General features: G+C 65.9%; 11 protein-coding genes and 1 tRNA gene. 6 read left to right on the top strand and 6 right to left on the bottom strand.

The window, feature by feature from the left end:
* Positions 1 to 11 precede the first annotated feature (11 nt).
* From AC1DYI_RS04595 to AC1DYI_RS04585, 3 genes are all read right to left on the bottom strand, one after another.
* Positions 12 to 1,058, bottom strand: coding sequence for a TRAP transporter substrate-binding protein (locus AC1DYI_RS04595; protein ID WP_477202894.1), 1,047 nt, complete (start codon positions 1,056 to 1,058; stop codon positions 12 to 14).
* A 152-nt stretch (positions 1,059 to 1,210) separates the two neighbouring features.
* Complete coding sequence (locus tag AC1DYI_RS04590) at positions 1,211 to 1,960, bottom strand: SapC family protein (protein ID WP_477202893.1); 750 nt, start codon at positions 1,958 to 1,960, stop codon at positions 1,211 to 1,213.
* On the bottom strand, positions 1,957 to 3,267 hold the full coding sequence (locus tag AC1DYI_RS04585) for a hemolysin family protein (RefSeq protein ID WP_477202892.1): 1,311 nt from the start codon (positions 3,265 to 3,267) through the stop codon (positions 1,957 to 1,959). Before AC1DYI_RS04585 ends, AC1DYI_RS04590 begins: the two co-directional genes overlap by 4 nt.
* 220 nt (positions 3,268 to 3,487) lie before the next feature.
* Between AC1DYI_RS04585 and AC1DYI_RS04580 the strand changes: the two genes are divergently transcribed.
* The 4 genes from AC1DYI_RS04580 to AC1DYI_RS04565 all read left to right on the top strand — a co-directional run bounded on the left by AC1DYI_RS04580 (position 3,488) and on the right by AC1DYI_RS04565 (position 9,448).
* Complete coding sequence (locus AC1DYI_RS04580; RefSeq protein WP_477202891.1) at positions 3,488 to 4,309, top strand: symmetrical bis(5'-nucleosyl)-tetraphosphatase; 822 nt, start codon at positions 3,488 to 3,490, stop codon at positions 4,307 to 4,309.
* A 197-nt stretch (positions 4,310 to 4,506) separates the two neighbouring features.
* The gene (locus tag AC1DYI_RS04575) at positions 4,507 to 5,763 is read left to right on the top strand and encodes a parallel beta-helix domain-containing protein (protein ID WP_477202890.1); all 1,257 of its coding nucleotides are present in this window, start codon (positions 4,507 to 4,509) and stop codon (positions 5,761 to 5,763) included.
* 2 nt (positions 5,764 to 5,765) lie between these two features.
* Positions 5,766 to 6,938 carry an SO2930 family diheme c-type cytochrome gene (locus AC1DYI_RS04570; RefSeq protein ID WP_477202889.1) on the top strand — a complete coding sequence of 391 codons (1,173 nt, stop codon included), beginning with the start codon at positions 5,766 to 5,768 and terminating at the stop codon, positions 6,936 to 6,938.
* 17 nt (positions 6,939 to 6,955) lie between these two features.
* The gene (locus tag AC1DYI_RS04565) at positions 6,956 to 9,448 is read left to right on the top strand and encodes a TonB-dependent receptor (protein WP_477202888.1); all 2,493 of its coding nucleotides are present in this window, start codon (positions 6,956 to 6,958) and stop codon (positions 9,446 to 9,448) included.
* A 5-nt stretch (positions 9,449 to 9,453) separates the two neighbouring features.
* Here the strand turns inward: AC1DYI_RS04565 and AC1DYI_RS04560 are convergent, their stop codons facing one another.
* Positions 9,454 to 11,079 carry a fascin domain-containing protein gene (locus AC1DYI_RS04560; protein WP_477202887.1) on the bottom strand — a complete coding sequence of 542 codons (1,626 nt, stop codon included), beginning with the start codon at positions 11,077 to 11,079 and terminating at the stop codon, positions 9,454 to 9,456.
* Positions 11,080 to 11,251: 172 nt separating this feature from the next.
* Between AC1DYI_RS04560 and AC1DYI_RS04555 the strand changes: the two genes are divergently transcribed.
* Positions 11,252 to 13,480, top strand: coding sequence for a sensor histidine kinase (locus AC1DYI_RS04555; RefSeq protein WP_477202886.1), 2,229 nt, complete (start codon positions 11,252 to 11,254; stop codon positions 13,478 to 13,480).
* A gap of 52 nt (positions 13,481 to 13,532) precedes the next feature.
* Positions 13,533 to 13,622: transfer RNA gene (locus AC1DYI_RS04550), tRNA-Ser, on the top strand.
* A 376-nt stretch (positions 13,623 to 13,998) separates the two neighbouring features.
* Here AC1DYI_RS04550 and AC1DYI_RS04545 read toward each other — a convergent pair.
* Positions 13,999 to 15,945, bottom strand: coding sequence for a GGDEF domain-containing protein (locus tag AC1DYI_RS04545; RefSeq protein ID WP_477202885.1), 1,947 nt, complete (start codon positions 15,943 to 15,945; stop codon positions 13,999 to 14,001).
* Between the two features lie 262 nt (positions 15,946 to 16,207).
* Positions 16,208 to 16,656: hypothetical protein (locus tag AC1DYI_RS04540; protein WP_477202884.1), on the bottom strand; the 449-nt coding region annotated here is incomplete at its 5' end.

The raw sequence follows: 16,656 nt of genomic DNA, 5'->3' as shown, positions 1-16,656 counted from the left end.
GTGGGGAAATGTCACTTGGCGGTTTTGTATTTGGCCAGCAGGTCCTTGGCGTCCTGCAGCATCTGCTTGGCCGGCATGCCCTTGCCTTCGATTTCGGCAACCCAGCCGATGTACAGCGGCGCCGAGGCCTTGACCCAGTTGTCCAGTTCGGCCGCCGGGATCGTGTACAGCGTGTTGCCGTGGTCGACCGCCGCCTTGCGGCCGGCTGCCTGGCTGTTGTCCCAGATCTTGCCGATCGACTGCGAGAAGTCGCCGCCCGAGTTGTCGTCGATGACCTTCTTCAGCTCAGGCGACAGGCTGTCGTACTTGGCCTGGTTCATCGCGAAGACGAAGACCGCGCTGTACAGCGCTGGGCGCGTGGGGTCGGTCTCGCTGTCGTACTTGACCAGCTCCTGCAGCTTCAGCGACGGCATCACTTCCCACGGCAGCAGGAAGCCGTCGATCGTACCCTTGCTCACCGCGTCGGGAATCGCCGGCAGCGGCATGCCAACCGGCGAGGCGCCAAGCGTGGCCAGCAGCTTGTTGGTCTGGCGTGTCGGCGCACGCATCTTCAAGCCCTTGAAGTCGGCCATCGTCTTCACCTGCTTGTCGCGGGTGTGGATGTAGCCTTCGTCGTGGACCCAGGTCGCGAGGATCTTGGTGCCGGGGAATTCCTTCAGCGCGTACTTCTGCAGGTAGTCCCACGCCGCGTGCGCACCGGCCTCGGCCGAGTTGCACATGAAGGGCAGCTCGAACACTTCCATCGCCGGGAAGCGGCCCGCGGTGTAGCCGGGGAGCGTGATGACGAGGTCGTCGACGCCGTCCTTGACGCGGTCCACCAGCTGCGGCGGGGTGCCGCCACCGGACATCGCCGGCAGGATCTGGCACTTCATCTTGCCGCCCGAGTCCTTGGCGATCTTGTCGCACCACGGCTGGATCAGGTTCACCGAGGCCATCGCCTGCGGGTTCCAGATGTGGTGGAACTTCAGCGTCACCTCTTGCGCGGCAGCGGGGTTCGCCATCAACGCGCTGCCGGCCAGTGCGGCCAGCCAAACCAGAGGGCGGTGGATCGTCTTCATTGGGGGCTCTCCTCACGGGGGTCTGCCGCGGCAGCTTACGCCGCGGTGGGGTGGTGCCCTAGCGGGGAACACCCCATTCCATGAGAGAGCAGACGATAGCTGCTATGCCGGGCGGGCATGCCGCCTGACATAGCCTGTCGCGGCTCTGGTGCTTACTTCGCTTCGCCGGCGCGCTTCTCGACGTGGATCTCGAGCAGGCGGCTGATGTTGCTCATCGAGGCCATGTGGAAGTGGATCAAGGCCAGCAGGCCGGTGCGTTGCAGCTCCAGCACGTCGGCATCGTTCAGGTTCTTCAGGCGCTCTTCATCGACCGCCATGAAACCGTCGATCGACAGCGGCGTGCCATCCGGCAGGGTCGCGTCGAAGCGCTTGTCCTGCAGCATGTTCAGCTCCATCAGCTTGCGCCCGGCCAACCGCGTGCGATCGACCTCGATCTCGATCTTCTCGACGAACTGGCGCACCTCTTCGAGGTAAGGCGTGGCCTCACCCTTTTCGTCGAACAGCGCCTGGCCTTCGGTCTGCGAGAACACAGGGCTGGTCTCGTCGAAGCAGACGACGAACTGCTTGTCCGGCGTGGGCGCCATCGCGAACGGGTACGAGCGCAGCAGCGCCGGCACATAGCGCGCGTTCCAGCGGCCGTGGCGGTAGATCAGGTTCTCGCCCTTGAGCAAGCCGAACACGGTCACCGGGGCGCACAGGTCCTTGCCTTGCTCGTCCTTGCCGGCACGCAGGAACAGGATCGGGTATTCCTTGCACGCGTCGGCGAACTCGGCCGCGGTGATGAAAAAGGCATTCAAGCCCGTGGTCGCATCCAGCGCGCTCATCTCGCGGCGGATCTTCAGGTTCCGATGCGCGACGCGGTCCAGCGCGACCGGCTTCTTGTGCAGCTCGGGGTTGATCACTTCAATTCTCCAGATTCGTGTACAGGCCCCGGCTGACGACTTGCCAGCACCTTATCRACCCGTTTGCCATCGAGGTCCACCACCTCAAACCGCCAGCCTTCCCATTCCACCTGGTCGGTGGTGCGGGGCAGCCGGCCCAGCAGCAGCATGATCATGCCTGCCAGGGTGTTGTAGCGCCCGCGGTCTTCCTCGGGCAAGTCTTTCAATTCGAGCCGGTCCTTCAGCTCGGGCACCGGGATCAGGCCGTCGATCAGCCAGCTGCCGTCAGCGCGCTGTACAGCCCACGCTTCGGCGGCCTGGCTGCCGAACTCACCGGTGATCGCTTCCATCACGTCGCGCACGGTGATCACACCTTGCACCGCGCCGTACTCGTCGACCACGAAGACCAGCTGTGCGCCCGAATTGCGGAAATGCTCGAGCAGCTCCATGCCCGACAGCGTTTCCGGCACGAACACCGGCGCCTCCAGGTGGTCGCCCAGCAAGGCCACGCGGCCAGCGGCGAGCGGCTTCAGCAGCCTGTGCGCGCTGACCACGCCGATCACGTCGTCCAGCCCACCGCGGCAAACCGGGTAGCGCGAATGCTCTTCGTCGGCGATGACACTCAGCACGTCGTCGATCGACGCATTGGCGTCTAGCCAACGGATTTCGGCGCGCGGGATCATCATCGAGCCGACCTGCCGATCGTCCAGACGGAACACGTTGCGCACCATCTGGTGCTCCTGCGCCTCGATCACGCCGGCGTCCAGGCCTTCTTCCAGGCTGGCGGCGATTTCCTCTTCGGTCACGCTGCGTGCAGGGCCGGCATGCACACCCATCAGGCGCAGGATGCCCTCGGTGCACGCGGCCAGCATGGCCACCAGCGGGCGCGTCGCGAGCGACAGCCATTCCATCGGCTGCGCCACCAGCCGGGCCACCGTCTCGGGGTGCATCTGGCCCAGGCGCTTGGGCACCAGTTCGCCAAAGATGATCGACAACACGGTGATGATCAGCACCACCAGCGCGGTGGCGGTGACATCGGCCGCGCGCTGCGACAACGGCAGGTAGGACAGCAGCCACGCCGACAGCGGGCCCGAGARCGCCGCGTCGCCGACGATGCCGTTCAGCACGCTGATCGAGGTGATGCCGATCTGCACCGTCGACAGGAACTTGGTCGGGTTGTCGTGCAGGTCGATCGCCGCTTGCGCGCCGGATTCCCCCGCTTCGACCATCACCTGCAGCCGCGCCTTGCGGCTGGCCGACAAGGCCATCTCAGACATGGCAAACAAGCCGTTGAGCAGAATCAGGAAAACGAGAAGGGCGAGGTCCATGAGGGGCGGGCGAAGCAGGAATCGCGCCGCAGAGAGGGGAAGAAATGGGGCGAGAGCGTAGCAGAATCGGGTGTCCTGTCCCGAAAATGGCCGCCACAGAGATTCGACCAGATGGTGATGAACTTGCGGCCGGGCGGCAGGGTAGATACCGAGCGTATCTGCCCTGATGACCGGTCACGCGGGCGCGCCATCGCAGCCATTTCCAGGACAGGACAACTAGATGCACTACCTCATCGGCGACCTGCAAGGCTGCTGCGACGCCTTCGAACGCCTGCTCGCCGCGATCGGGTTCTCGCCTTCGCGTGACCGCCTGCATGTGCTGGGCGACCTCGTCAACAGAGGCCCCGGCTCGCTCGCCGTGCTGCAGCGGCTGCAGGGCTATGGCGCCAGCGCCGGCTACCTGCTGGGCAATCACGACCTGCATTTGCTCGCGGTGGCCGCGGGCGTGCGGCCACCGCACAAGCGCGACACGCTGGTCCAGATCCTCGACCACCCGCAACGCGAGGCGCTGCTCGACTGGCTGTGCCAGGGCCGGCTGGCTGACCACGCCGAGGGCTGGTTGCTGGTGCATGCCGGCGTGGTGCCGCAATGGAACACCGAACGCACGCTGGCCTTGGCCGGTGAGGTCGAAACGATGCTGCGCGGCCCGGCGCTGCGCGAGTTCCTGCCGCAGATGTACGGCAACCAACCGGCGCGTTGGGACGAGGCGCTCACCGGCGTTGAGCGACTGCGCTTCATCATCAACGCGCTGACGCGCATCCGCTTCTGCGCCGCCGACGGCACGCTCGAGTTCGACAGCAAGGACAGCGCCGACACCGCGCCAACCGGCTTCAAGCCCTGGTTCGAGCACCCCGAGCGTGCCAGTGCCGGCGAACCGATCGCTTTCGGCCATTGGTCGACCTTGGGGCTGATCAACCGGCCCGATCTGCTGGCGCTGGACACCGGCTGCGTCTGGGGCGGCGAGCTCACCGCCGTGCGCGTGGACGGCGGCCGGCGCGAGGTGATCCAGGTGCCCTGCTCGCAAGCCCAGCCACCGGGCTGACCGAGCCTGGTGCGCCACGACACGGATAGTGCGACGGAGCCGCCCTGCCGCTGACGTGAGCGCGATTCACGTCACCGGGGAAACTCCGTAAACCGGCAAACGATAGTCCTTGCTACATTCTTTCGCAGAGCAGACGCCACGCCGCCGCAGGCCAACGCCCGGCCGCCGCAGGCGCTTGCAATGTGCGAGGACACACCATGCGCAACTTCCGTTGGGGCCGCGGCGCCGCGGCCCTGGCCGTGCTGGCCGCGATCGGTTTCGTCGGCTGCGGCAAGACCCAGCCCGATGGTGGCCAGCGTGCTGGTGACCTGGCCGTCGACACCGCGTTTCAGAAGAAGCTGCAAGAGCAGTTGCTGGACGCGAAGCCCGGCTCGGTGGTCGAGATCCCGGCCGGCAGTTATCACCTCGATCGCGGGCTCTCCTTGCGCGCCAGCGGCGTCACGATCCGCGGCGCCGGCATGGAGAAAACCATCCTGTCGTTCCGCGGCCAGACGTCCGGCCCCGAAGGGCTGCTGGTGCAGGCCAATGACTTCACGATCGAAGGCCTGACGCTCGAAGACAGCCAGGGCGACGCGCTGAAGATCAACGACGGCGAGAACATCACGATCCGCTCGGTGCGCGTGCGCTKGACCGATGGGCCGAAGACCAGCAACGGCGCCTACGGCATCTACCCGGTCAAGACGAAGAATGTGCTGATCGAAGACTCGCAGTCCTTCGGCGCGTCGGACGCGGGCATTTACGTCGGCCAGTCGAAGAACGTGATCGTGCGGCGCTGCCGTGCCGAGCAGAACGTGGCCGGCATCGAGATCGAGAACACGATCGACGCCGACGTCTACGAGAACCTGGCCACCGGCAACACCGGCGGCATCCTGGTCTTCAACATGCCCAACCTGTCGCAGCCGGGGCATTCGACACGCGTCTACAAGAACCGGGTCGAGCTGAACAACCTGGCCAACTTCGGCGCCAAGGGCACCGCGGTGGCCAGCGTGCCAGCCGGCTCGGGCGTGGTCATCAACTCGAACACCAAGGTCGAGATCTTCGACAACGACGTGGTCGACAACCGCACCGCCAACGTCATCATCTCGAGCTACTTCTCGACCGGCTATTACAGCGACAAGGGCGTCGAGGCCGGCTACGACCCGTACCCCAAGGCGATCTACGTGCACAGCAACCGCTTCTCCGGCGGTGGCGACTCGCCCGATGGTGTCGACCTGAAGGTGTTGAAGACGGCGATGTTCGGCTTGAACGGCCGCTTCCCCGATGTGCTGTGGGACGGCTACGCCGACCCCAAGGCCAGCGGCGTGGCCGAGGCGCGGTTGTGCGTGAACAACGGCAAGGTCGAGGTGCTCAACGCCGACGGCCCGGGCAAGTACAAGAACCCGCGCGTGGTGACCGAAGAGATGCGCTGCGAGCTGCCGCCCTTGTCGCCGGTGACCTTGACGTCGAAGACCTGACCTTGAAGTTGTTGTACCAACTCGCAGCCGCCGTCGGCGTGCTGGCCTTGTTGGCGGGTTGCCAACGCGCGCCGGCGCCTGTCAATTTCGTCGCCGAAGGCAAGCCGGCGACGTTGGCCGAATGGCATGTGGTCGAGTCCGATGGCAAGCACTTGTCGCTGAACACCGGCGTGCTGCCGTATGACCTGAACACGCCGCTGTTCAGCGACCACGCGCACAAGCTGCGCACGGTCTGGATGCCGGCCGGCCAGGCCGCCACCTACCGCGAGCAAGAGGCGTTCGACTTCCCCGTCGGCACCATCCTCAGCAAGACTTTCTACTACCCGAAGGTCGACGGCGCTGCGGCAGAGTCGGGCCAGGTGCGCCAGACGGCCACCGCGCTCACGGCACCGCCGTCGTTGGGCTTGGACCTGTCGCAGGTGCGGCTGATCGAAACCCGGCTGCTGGTGAAGCGCACCGACGGCTGGGTTGCGCTGCCTTATGTCTGGAACGAGGCACAGACCGAGGCCGTGCTTGAGCGCACCGGCGACCAGAAGGCGCTGGAGCTCGTAGACGACGCCGGCCACCACCAACGCTTCACCTACGTGGTGCCGAACGAGAACCAGTGCGCCTCGTGCCATGTGGTGAACCTGAAGAACAAGGTCTTCACGCCAATCGGCCCGAAGGTGCGCCACCTGAACCGCACGCTGGCCTACGCCGAGGGCGAAGAGAACCAGCTCGCCCGCTGGCAACGCACCGGCTTCCTGACTGGCGTGCCCAACGCCAACGACCTGAGCGCCCTGCCCCGTGCCGCCAACTGGGCCGACGCCAAGCTGCCGCTGGCCGACCGGGCCCGTGCCTACCTCGACGTCAACTGCGCGCACTGCCACCAGGCCAATGCGACTGCCAGCAACACCGCGCTGCGGCTGGATGCGTTCGCACCGGTCGATTGGCAGATGGGCTTGTGCAAGCCGCCAGTGGCCGCAGGCAAAGGCACCGGCGACCGCCTGTTCGGCATCGTGCCGGGCCAGCCTGACGCGTCGATCATGGCCTGGCGCCTGGCCAGCACCGAAGGCGGCGTGATGATGCCCGAGCTGGGCCGCAACACCGTACATGAAGAAGGGCTGCGCCTGGTACGGCAGTGGATCGCCTCACTGCCCGGCCGCTGCAGCCCGCCTGACCCCCACAAGCTTTGAACCCTGGAGGAGAGACCATGGCTGTACGCCCCGCCCCCCAACCCCTGCGCCGCACCGCGCTGGCCGTCGCCGCATTGAGCGCGATCGCCAGCCTGCCCCAGCTCGCGTGGGCCCAGGCCGAGCCGGCGAAGAAAGACGCGCCGGCCACCGAGAACCAGGTGACGGTGGTGGAAGTGACGGCGCAGGGCCGCAAGCAGGAAGTGCTGCAGGTACCGATCTCGATCCAGCTGATCGGCTCCGAGCAGATCGCTAAGCTCGGCTCAGTCAACATCGCCGAAGTCTCTGCCTTCGTGCCCGGCCTGCAGATCGATGCGACCGAGCCGACACAGCCTAACTTCACACTGCGTGGACTGGGCACCGCCGACTTCGGCATCGGCACCGATKCGCCGGTGGGCGTGTACGTCAACGGCGTCTACACCGGCAAGACCGGTGGCGCGMTGCTGAACTTCAACGACATCAAGCGCGTCGAGGTGTTGAAGGGCCCACAGGGCACCCTCTTCGGCCGCAACAGCGCCGGCGGCGCGATCTCGATCGTCACCAACGACCCGACCGGCAGCTTCGCCGCCAGCGGCCTGCTGCGCATGGGCAACCACGCCACGGTGCACACCGAGGCGATGGTCAACCAGCCGCTGAACGACGACTGGGCGCTGCGTTTCTCGTCGGTCACCCAGCGCCGCGAGGGCTGGACGACGAACGTCACCACCGGCCTGCGCTCGCCGCAGGACAACGCGTGGGGCGCCCGGCTGGCGCTCGGCTGGCACCCGAGTGGTGCGACCAGTGCAGTCTTGAGCTATGAGCACGAAGACCTCGACCAGCGCCCGCGGCCGGTCTGGGCCTTGTCGCCGGTGACGCCGATCACCGCGATCGACGACGAGGGCCATCTGGACACCTCCTTGTTCGTCGACCCGCGCAAGCAGCCGCTGCGCAACGACGTGGTCAATGGCCGCGAGGAACGTTTGTTCGACGGGCTGACGCTGCGTGTCGAGCACGACCTGGGCTTCGCCACCTTCAGCAGCCTGACGGCCTGGCGCCAGTTCAAGACCGAAAACCTGCAGGACAACGACGGCACCGACAACATCGCCTCGCACCTGTCCACCGGCAACTTCGAACACAACAAGAGCTGGCAGCAGGAGTTCCGCCTGGCCGGCAACAACCCGACGGTGGACTGGTTGGTGGGTCTCGGCCTGTCGGGCGAAGACGCCAAGCAGACCAGCCAGATCAACACCTACACCAACTCCATCGACACGCTGGCCGCGCCGCCCGCCTACGGTCAGCCGCCGTCCATGGGTCCATATGCCAGCATGAACCTGTTGGCCCTGCTGGCCGGCGTCCCGGGGATCAATCTGCTCGGGCAGACCTGGCAAGAGAACATGAACAACACCGGCGACTTCAAGGCCCAGGCCTTGTTCGGCGATGCAATCTGGCACCTGGGGGCGAATACCAACCTGACCACCGGCATCCGCTTCACCCGCGACGAGAAGAAGTTCAGCTGGTACAACCCGCTGCACTCGTCACCCGGCCTGACGCCACAGCTAGCCTTGTTCACGCCCGACTTCTTCGCCCAGATGGTAGGCRCCGGCGTGATCACCCAGGAACAGGCCGACGGCCTGCAACAGGTGGTGCTGCTCAGCCAGTTCGGCAACCTCGAGTTCAACAACCCCGAGTGGTTCGCCGCACCGGTGTATGCCAAGAAGAGCTGGACCAACGTCAGCCCGCGCCTGGTGATCGATCACCATTTCGACAAGGACACGATGGTCTTCGGCTCGGTCACCCGTGGCTACCAGGCCGGTGGCTTCAACTCGGTCAGCACCGCGGCCAACGGTGGCAGCTTCGACCCCGAGACGGTGACCAGCTACGAGATCGGCATCAAGGGCAGGCTGGCCAACAGCGGCTTCAGCTATGGCGCCTCGCTGTTCCACTACCTGTTCAAGAACCTGCAGTCGATCACGCTCGACCAATCGCCGCCGATCCCTGCCTATGTGGTGACCTCCAGCGACGTGCAGGCCACCGGCGCCGACCTGGAAGCGCAATGGCAGCTGTCGAAGGACTTCCGCGTGTTCGGCTCGGCCGAACTGATCGACCAGACCTACAAGGCGCAGCGCAACCGTGCCGGCGACAGCAACGACCTGACCGGCCAGCCGTACGGCACACCGACCACCTCGCTGACGGCCGGTTTCGACGTGCAATGGGCTCTGGGCGATGGCCATGCAAACTGGTCGGTGCAGGGCTCGTACCTCAGCGCCACCCGCTGCAACGACGACTCCGAAATGCAGGGCGCCTGCCTGAAAGCGCCGGGCTTCCGCGTTGGCGAAGCGCGCCAGCGCGTCGACACCCGCCTGGGCTGGGAGGCCGACTCGAAGCAGTGGGGTGTCGCGCTGATCGTCAACAACCTGTTCGACAAGCAGTACGTGCAGTTCCTGAGCAACCTTTCGGCGCCGGTCGGCTCGCCCTACTACGCCGGGCTGAGCGAGCCGCGTCAGATCCAGTTCGAAGTCAAGATCAAGCTGTAGCCCGGCTACTTCAGCTCGGGCCAGGCAAAGCCGAGCCGCGGCGGGTTCGTCGCGTGCCGGCTCAGCACCGGCCAGCTCGCGTCGTTGGCGTCCACCTCGCGCAGCGTGTCGCTGGGCGTCACGACCGACCAGATCATCCACGGCAGCCCCAGCTGTTCGTAGCGGATGATCTCGTTCTCGTTGCAAGTGGCGCGCCACTGCCGCTTCTGCGCATCGCTCAAGCCGTCCGGCGCGCCGTCCACGTCCGGGTCGCAGCTGAACTCCTGCATCACGACGCGCTTGCTCTTGCTCTTGGCCAACGCGAGCACCTTCTGCAGCTGGCCCGGCACGTCATCGCCCTTGCCGTAGTTGTGGATGCCGATCAGGTCGATCTCCGGGCAATCGAAGAACGATGAGTAGGCCGAGTTGTAGGCGTCCTTGACGCCGCCGGTGCTGATCAGCACTCCGTTCGACACATGGGGCTTCATCGCTTTCGCGCGTGCACACTGCCAGGCGCCGGCGAAAGCATCGTCGACTCCGCTGACGCCTGCCATTGCCTCGTTCTCGGCTTCGACGCTGAACACCACGTCGCTCATCTCGCCCCAGGTGCGGTTGCCCAGCAGCGGGTTGCGGTGCGTCAGCAGGTGGCGCAGGCGGGCGTCCAGCCGCTGCATCATCTCGGCGCCGGCCCAGGCGTCGTAGTAGTCGTGCAGGGCCTGGCTGCCGTCGCGCACACCGTAGAGCTGGGTGTAGATGTCGTCGCCTTCCCAGGATCCCATGTACCAGCGGTCATGCAGCGACAGGATCAGCTTGATGCCGCGCTGCTTGGCTTCGACCATCAGCTGGTCGATGCGCGCCAGCACGGTGTCGTCATAGCCGTTGACGGTCYCGACGTCGATGTTGGTGTTCACCTGCAGGTTCGGCACGTAGTCGATCTGGCCGTATGCGTTGTACTGGACGGCCCGCACGAACACACGCGCCACACGCAGGTTGGCGCGCTGCATCGCGTCGAAGATCGCCAGGCGGTCGGCACTGCGCTGGGCATAGAGGAACCAGGTATTCGCGCCACCCCAGACCGTTGCGCCCTGCGGCGCGGCGGCCCGCGCGCAGCTGAACTTCTCGGCCCGCCCGCGCGTGGCCGAGGTCGCGCTCAGCGGTGCGCCGGTGCCGCCCGTGTTCACCGTCACGTAGCTCCCATTGGCAAACGACTTCAGCGTCACGTGGCCGTCGGCTGTAGCTTCGACCTTGAACTTTTCCCAGCCATCGATCGTGGTCGCCCAACCCGCCACCAGCGCCGCCCCCGAGGAGAGATTGGCCGACACATAGCGCGCGTTGGACAGCGCCCTCAGCGCCACCCAACCATCACCGGCGTCGACAACGGTGAAGTCTTCCCACGCCTGCGCGAGCGTCGCCTCAGCCAGCAACGGGCTGTCGGGCTGACGAATGTCGGCCGTGACAAACCGCCCGTTGGCCTTGGCCCTCAACGTGACGGTGTGGCCCGGCTGGCAGGCCTTGGCCGAGCCCAGGGCGCCCTCACCGCCAGCCGGCAACGCGGCCTGGGCCGCGCTCGCCAGGAACACCGTCATGCCAGCCAGACGAACCAAACGCAGCGCTTGGGTGAGACCGGCCACCACCACACGGAAGAGCTTCATGCGTTCAACCTTTCGGTCAGGGCGCGCAGAACGGAGCGTTCCGCGGGGCGCCACAGCGTCCAGCGTAGCGCCCGTCGCCCGCAGACCTGGTATCTCGATGTAGCGGCGCCCGTGCCCTGCACGAAGGGCATTCCTGCTTGACCGGGCTGCCGGCGGCACCGAGCATTGCGCCATGTCGTTCTGGCGCTCGCGCTCGATTCAGGCTCGCATCCAGCAGTTGGTCCTGGTCTGCGTGATCCCGGGTTGGCTGTTGCTGTTGGCGCAAAGCCTGCTGACCTACGAACGGGAACGCAGCACTGAGCAGACCCGGGCCTGCAACACCGCCCGCACGGTGGCCAACGCGCTGGAGGCCGAGCTCGACAGCCACGTCGTCGCCTTGCAGGCGCTGGCCACCTCGCCGCTGCTGACCTCGCCCACACAGCCGGCCGATCTGCTGGCCTTTCGCGAGCAGGCCGAGCGGGCCCTGCCCCACCTGAGCGGCGAGACGCTGGTGCTGACCGATCCCACCGGCCGGCAGATGTTCAACCTGTTGCGTCCGGCCGGCGTGGCGCTGCCGCCGCAGCCAACCGGGGTGTTCCCTACCGGTCTCGATCCCGCGGAGCCGGTCGTGTCGGACCTGTTCATCAGCTCATTGACCCAGCATCCACAAGTGGCCGTGCACGTGCCAGTGCTGCGCAACGGTGAGCTGAGCTATCGCCTGACGCTGATGCTCGGGCTGCAGCGCCTGTCGGACTTCCTGCGACGCCAGAACCTGCCCGAGGGCTGGATTTCCAGCGTGCTGGACCGCCAGGGCATCACGATGGCCCGCACCCTGTCGCCTGAACGCTTTGTCGGCCTGCCGGTCGTGCCGGCGTTGCTTGACCACGTTCTGCACGACGAGACCAGCTGCTTCCTGACCACCTCGCGCGAGGGCGTCCGGGTGTTCGCCGGCCATGCGCGTGCCATGCGCTATGGCTGGTCGACGACGATCGGCGTGCCCGAGGCCGCCTTGACCGCCGACCTGCGCAAGCGCCTGGTCGTGTCCAGCGCGATGGCGGTTCTGATCCTGCTGGCCGGGCTGGGGCTGGCCACGCTGCTGGGCCGTCGCGTGGCCGGGCCGATCCGTGCCCTGGTGGGGCCGGCATTGGCCATCGGCAGCGGGCAGCAGGTCGAGATCTCCGAGCCGTCGATGGACGAGGCGCGCCAACTGGCCGACGCACTGCGCCAAGCGCAAGACCTGCTGCAACACCGGCAACGGGCACGCTCGCAGGCCGAGGCGGCGCTGCAGCAAAGCGAATCGATGCTGCGCCATGCCCTTGAGGCCGGCCGCATGGGCGTGTGGGACCTGGACGTGAACAGCAATGAGCTGCGCCACTCGCGCGACCATGACCGCTGCTTCGGCCACCCGGAGGGCCTGGCCCACTTCACGCTCGAGGACTTCCGCCGGTCGCTGCACCCCGACGACGCGGATTGGGTGATCGCCGCCCAGGACCAGGCTCGCCAGGAAAACCGGCCGCTGCACACCGAGTTCCGCGTCATCTGGCCCGACGGCAGCGAGCACTGGGTGTCCAGCCACAGCCAGCTGATGAGTGGCGACGACGGCCGGCCCAACCGGGTCGTCGGCCTGGTCGTCGACATCACCGAGCGCAAGCACGCCGAGGAGCTGCGGCTGCGCAGCGTGGCGCTGGAGGCCGAGAACCACCAGGTACAGGAAGCCAACCGGCAAAAGCGCGAGTTCCTGGCCAACATGTCGCACGAGCTGCGCACGCCGCTGAACGCGATCATCGGCTTTGCCGACCTGCTGCGCCTGTCGCCACCGCCCAGCAGCACCAAGCAGGCCGAATACCTGGCGCACATTGCCGGAGGCGCGCAACACCTGCTGCAGCTGGTCAACGACGTGCTGGACCTGTCGAAGGTCGAAGCCGGGCGCTTCGAGTTCTTCCCCACGGCGGTCGATCTGCCGGCGCTGGTGGACGAAACGCTGACGATGCTGCGTGCCGAAGCCGACCGCAAGCACATCGCGCTGCACACCGAGCTGCAGCCGCTGCCCGACCTGTGGCTGGACCCGGCGCGCCTGAAGCAGGTGCTGCTGAACTTCGTCTCCAACGCGGTCAAGTTCACCCCGGACGGCGGCCGCATCGTCGTGCGCGCCATGGCCCGAGGTCCGAGCGGCTGGCGCCTGGAGGTCGAGGACAACGGCATCGGCATCGCGGCCGAAGACCAGCCCAAGCTGTTCTCGCAGTTCGCCCAGCTGCGCCAGCGCATCCGCCCCATCTATGGCGGCACCGGCCTCGGCCTGGCGCTGACACGCCAGCTGGTCGAACTGCAAGGCGGCCATGTCGGCGTGCGCAGCCAGGTTGGCGAGGGCAGCACCTTCTTTGCCGATCTGCCAAGGAAGACCGGCGCCGCTGCGCTACAGTAGCGCCCTTCTCTTTGGGGGCACCGCCGAGTGGCGGATAATCGCCCTCCTCCAAGGAAGCGTGGCCGAGCGGTTTAAGGCACCGGTCTTGAAAACCGGCGAGGGTTTATCCCCTCCGTGAGTTCGAATCTCACCGCTTCCGCCAGGAAGCCAGGAAATACGGGGCTTACAGCAGAGTTCTGGCTCGCGACCCCACACCCTATCCGACAACGATGTTGCCCTAAGAAGAGGCAGCGTTTGGGCAATTCATGGGACCGCCTGGGATGCAAGTCCCGCGCTGGGCCACCGCGTAGTTCGATGATTCGGCCGTGCCGAGTGCAGCAGGCTCATGATGGTCGCTGCCCGCTTCTCCGCGCGCACCCACCATGTCCATGGTTCGTAAAAGACGAACAGGGGCTCACCGCATCCGGCAAATGGTCCACGAACTTCCAGGGACCGAAACCTACCTGTTGGAAAAAAGGGCGCGGCCCTAGCCGTGGCCTCCGGGCCYAGGTCCCTGGAACTCACCTCGTAGCCGTCGGTCAGCAACTTACAGGATGGCGTTGAGCATCTGCAGGTTCGTCTCGACGCGTCACAGTGGCAGGCAGTGCGCGATCTGACTGCGGCCCCGTGTTCGGCGCAAGCAAACAGCGGTCACGTCCAGCATTCTTGGCGGCGTACAAGGCCGCATCCGCACGTTTGAGCAATGCCTCAAGCGATTCGTCCGGCTCGGCAGCGGCAACGCCCATGCTGAAGCTCAGCTCCTTGCCAAGCTCGATGTTCGGCACCCTGATGGCATGAACCGCCTTCTGCAACCGTGCGAACACCGCGGCGACGGCGTTTGCATCGCACTGGGGCAAGACGAGCAGGAACTCTTCGCCGCCGAATCGTCCCAGTGTGTCACCACCTCGCACCAATGGCGCGCAAGCCTGCGCGAAGGCGCGCAACACCAAGTCGCCCACGTCGTGGCCGTGCTTGTCGTTGACCAGTTTGAAATGGTCGATGTCCAGCAGCGCCAGGTGGAACGCGCCGCTGACTTCACGTCTACCGCGAAGTTGCCGCCCCGCCGTGTCGAGCATGCTGCGTCGATTGGGAAGCTTAGTCAGCTCGTCGGACAGCGCAAGTGCCGCAAAGCGGCGCTTTTGACGCACCTGGAGGTGCAGGATCGTTGCCAGCCCGAGCAGCAGCAGCACGGCGCTGGCCAGCGCGAGGATGAGTGCCTGCCTGCGTGCCTCGGATTCGAGCTGCTTCGCCCGCAATACTTCGTTGTCCTTCTCTTTGCGCTCGGCGTCGAAGCGAGCACGCAGTTCGGCCGCAAGCGCGTCGTTGGCAGCGAYGGCGGCGGCCTTGTCGGCGACGCGCACGCGGAGCATGGCCTCGTATGCCTCACCCATGTTCTGCAGGCGCGCCTGGATCCTTGCGGCGGCCTCGAAGTACAGCAGCTCTCGACGTGCGTTCTTCAAGGCCGGGAGCAACTTTTCGGCCGAGGCCAGCATCTTCAGACTCGCCTGCTGTTTGCCAAGCCGGGCCAGAGCGTCCGCGCGGTCCAGCCTCACGTTGAACTGCATGCCCAAGTTGTTCGACTCGTCGAAGAATGGCTCGGCGACGTCGAGCCGCGCCAGCGCACGCTGCGGCCGATCGTCATCCAATTCCAGGCCGGCCAGGCGCCACGACAGCATTGCCTCGGCCAGCCTGTGGTGCAGTTTTTGCGCCAGTTCCAAGGCGCTGGCGTACTCAGTTCGTGCGCCCGGCACATCACCGGAATTCTTGAGCGCCATACCCAAGTTGTGCTTCACCATCACGGCGAAGCTTGCGTAAGTGTTTGGGTCGATCGTCTGCAGAGCGCGGCGGTAAAGTTCGATGCTCCGCTTGTAATCCTCGGCGGCTGAACGGGGTGAAAAGCTGGAGGCGGCCATGCCGTTGAGCGCAGCCGCAGCGCCAAATCGGTCCCCGATCTCTTCGGCTAGCGGCAGCGCGCTGACGAACAATGCGAGCGCTTCGGAAGTCCGACCGCGGCCGAAGTACTGCATGCCCCGGTAGTACCGGGCACGCACAACCTGGCGCAGCAGGCCAGCMTGCGCCGCCAGCTCCTCGGCCTGCTTGGAAGCAGCTTCCGCCTCCGGCGCCCGGTTCGCGTCGAAGAAGCTTTCTCCTTTGGCGGTCTGCAGTTCGCACTCTGCCTCCGTGTCCTTCAGCGCACGCGCGAGCGTCAATCCCGTTTCGATCAGTTCGCCGTCCGTTTCATCAAAGATTGCCTGTGCCATCACTCGCATTCGCAACAGGCGCAACTGGGTCGGCAGATCCTGCGCGGCAGGCGGCGCACCGGGGCTCAACTTGGCTTCGGAAAGCACACGGTGGGGATCCGACTGGACTTGGCGCTCGATATCCTCGGTAACGTCAGCACGGCTGGACAGCCCGAACATCAACAGCGTCAGCCCCACGAGCAGTACAGATCGGCGCCGCGACGCGTGGACGACGTGGTCGAGCAAGACGCAAACGGGCGATGAGGCATTCGTGGGCATGGTGGGAACGGGTGACCGACGATTGGCCACCCAGTGGTGCCATCGACAGTTCCACGCCGTTCTGAATCATCGACCAGTGCCGCGCTGTCGGAACGAGACAACCGTCACGCGCGCAGCAGCGATTCGGACCAACCTTCGGACGCGTCCGCGCAGACTCCGTCCAAAGTCGCCGCACCACGAGGGCACGCGTGCAATGCTGCAAGGTGAATCAAGCGCCGGGGCGAGCTGCCTACCTCTTCGCGGGAAGGTCAGCGGATTCGCCGCGATGCGGCGCTAGTGGCATGACGAAGAAATTCACCGAGGCCGGCGGCAGGTAGACATTCTTCAGGCCGCTGGATGTTTGATCGAAGTAGGCCGTGTCCGTCCAACGCACTGTGTCCTTCACGACGTGGTTGTTGTCGGTCAGGCGATCTGACCGCAACACCCGATAGCCGTACTTCCCGTCGGCGAGCATTCGTCTTGGACTCGTGTCCATTGTGTTCAGGTTGACGGTGACGCTTTTCTTCAAGTCGCGGTTGATGACCATCACCCGCAGCGAACTGTCGTCCTCACTGATCGAAGAATAGGTCGACACCTGGGGATATTGGTTCTTCCCATTCGGCGTTGTCAGCAATGGGTTGTTCTTGATGCGGTTGCGGACCATGGTCTTGCCGAACTGCTGGGCATAAATGCTGTAGG

The sequence above is a fragment of the Ideonella sp. P3_A4 genome, assembly GCF_056403075.1.
The sequence above is the reverse complement of the archived record's forward strand: the minus strand, read 5'-3'. Positions and strand labels throughout refer to the sequence as shown.